The 2,390-nt window shown below is 74.0% G+C and carries 2 protein-coding genes; one reads left to right on the top strand and one right to left on the bottom strand.

Annotation, left to right across the window (positions count from 1 at the left end; all coding sequences use genetic code 11):
- A partial coding sequence (locus tag WA805_RS20970) for a carboxylesterase/lipase family protein (protein ID WP_425243173.1) occupies positions 1-1,360 on the top strand: 1,360 nt, incomplete at its 5' end.
- Positions 1,361-1,367: 7 nt separating this feature from the next.
- Here WA805_RS20970 and WA805_RS20965 read toward each other — a convergent pair.
- Positions 1,368-2,390: ATP-dependent DNA helicase (locus WA805_RS20965; protein ID WP_422286110.1), on the bottom strand; the 1,023-nt coding region annotated here is incomplete at its 5' end.

Below are 2,390 nucleotides of genomic sequence, written 5' to 3'. Positions count from 1 at the left end.
ACCGTGGGAAGGCGTCCGCGACGCCACCGCCTTCGGCCCGCGGGCGCCGCAGGCCCCGTTCCCCGGCATGCCGGCCGAGCCCGCCTCGGAGGACACCGGCGACTGGCTCACCCTGAACGTGTGGACGCCGGACGTGGCCGCCAAGACGCTGCCGGTGCTCGTCTGGATTCACGGCGGCGCGTACCTGTTCGGCTCGGCGGCCGATGATGGCTACGACGGCAGCAGGTTCGCGCGGGCCGGGGCCGTCTTCGTCTCCTGCAACTACCGGCTGGGCGTGGAGGGGTTCGCGCAGATCCCCGGCGCCCCGGCGAACCGCGGCCTGCTCGACGCGGTGGCGGCGCTGCGGTGGGTGCGGGACAACGTCGAGCGGTTCGGCGGCGATCCGGCCAACGTGACCGTGTTCGGCGAGTCGGCCGGCGCCGGGGTGATCTCCGCGCTGCTCGCGATGGACCAGGCCAGCGGCCTGTTCAGGCGGGCGGTCGCGCAGAGCGTGCCGGGGACGGTATTCAGCCCGGGCCTGGCGGCCGACATCACGGACGCGATCGCGGCGGCGGCCGGTGTCGCCCCCAGCTTTGAGGCGCTCACCCAGACGGATCCGGTGCGCCTGGTCGCGGCGCAGCAGTCGGTCGCCGCGCGGATGAGGGAGTTCCCCCGGTGGGGCGCGGTGCGGCTCAGCGATACTCCGTTCTCCCCGGTCGTCGACGGCGAGGTGCTGCCCCGCGCGCCGTGGCGGGCGCTGCTGTCCGGCGTGGCGCGCGACGTCGAGTTGCTCACCGGGCACAACAGGGACGAGTACCGGCTGTTCATCGCGATGTCCGGGCGGGCAGGCAACATCACAGAAGCGGACGCGGCGACGGTACTCGACGCCTTCGCGCCGGCCCCGGACGGGGCCGCCGGGTACCGGAAGGCGTACCCCGGCGCGGACGCCGGGCAGATGTTCGAGCTGGTGTTCTCCGACTGGCTGTTCCGGATGCCGACGCTGCACCTGGCGCAGGCGCACGCCGCCTCAGGCGGCAGGACCTTCCTCTACGAACTGCGCGCGGAGGCGCCCGGCAGTGGGGGAGTGTTCGGCGCCTGCCACGCGCTGGACGTGCCGCTGGTGTTCGGCGATCCCGGGTCGCTCGGGGTGGCGCTGATCGGCGACCAGCCGCCGGAGGAGTTCCGCGCGCTCGGTGACCTGATGCGCAGCGAATGGCTGCGCTTCGCCGAGTGCGGCGAGCCAGGATGGCCGGTGTACGGCACCGAGCGCAGGACGACCCGCGTCTACGACCTGCAGCCGGACATCGCGCCGTACCCGGAGGAGGCGTCCATGCACCTGTGGGAGCGCCACCAGTTCGACGCGCTCGACCTGGTCGGTTAACCGGCCTTTAGCTGGCCGCCAGGCGGCGCAGCGCGCCGCGGACCACCTGCGGGTCGGTGGTCTGCCAGAACGGCGGCAGCGACGCGCGCAGGAAATCGCCGTAGCGCTTGGTGACCAGCCGCGGGTCGAGCACGGCGACCACGCCCCTGTCCTCGGTCGTCCGCAGCAGCCGTCCGGCGCCCTGGGCCAGCAGCAGCGCTGCGTGCGACGCGGAGACCTGCATGAACCCGTTGCCGCCGCGGCCCTCGATGGCCCGCGTCCGCGCGGAGGCTAGCGGGTCGTCCGGCCGGGGGAACGGGATCCGGTCGATGACCACCAGCCGCAGCGACGGCCCGGGCACGTCCACCCCCTGCCACAGGGACAGCGTGCCGAACAGGCACGTGGGCTCGTCGGCGGCGAACTGCTTGATCAGCTGCCCTGTCGCGTCTTCGCCCTGGCACAGCAGCGGGAACGGCAGCGTCTCGCGCAGCGCGGCGGCCGCCGCCCGTGCCGCCCGCATCGAGGAGAACAGCCCGAGCGTCCGTCCGTCGGCCGCCTCGATTAGCTCCCGCAGCTCGTCGAGATAGGGCTGCGGCAGGCCGTCCCGCCCCGGCGGCGGCAGGTGCCGCGCGACGTACAGGATCCCGCTGCGGCCGTGCGCGAACGGGGACCCGACGTCGATGCCCGACCACTCGCTGCCCATCGAGTTCACGTCGAGCCCCCACTGGATGGCGAGCGGCCCGAACGAGCCGCCCAGCGTGAGCGTCGCCGACGTGAGGATCACAGTCCTGGTCGCGAACAGCGACTCGGCCAGCAGCTCTCCGACCTCGAGCGGCGCCACGTGCAGCGTCGAGGGGCGCGAGGAGTCGGCGTCGTCCGGCGGGCGCTCCAGCCAGACCACCTCGTCCCGCTCTTCGACCGGCAGCTCGAAGGCGGTGATCATCCGGTCGGCGGTCGCCGTCAGCTCCTCAAGCGCGACCAGCGCCGTCTGCGCGGCGCCGGCTTCGCCCGGGTCGCCGCCGTCGCCCCTGACCGCGGCGCGGACCTCGCC

The organism is Trebonia sp., from assembly GCF_049794275.1.
GTDB lineage: Bacteria > Actinomycetota > Actinomycetes > Streptosporangiales > Streptosporangiaceae > Trebonia.
Note: the sequence above shows the minus strand (reverse complement) of the source record. Positions and strands in the feature narration are given on the sequence as shown.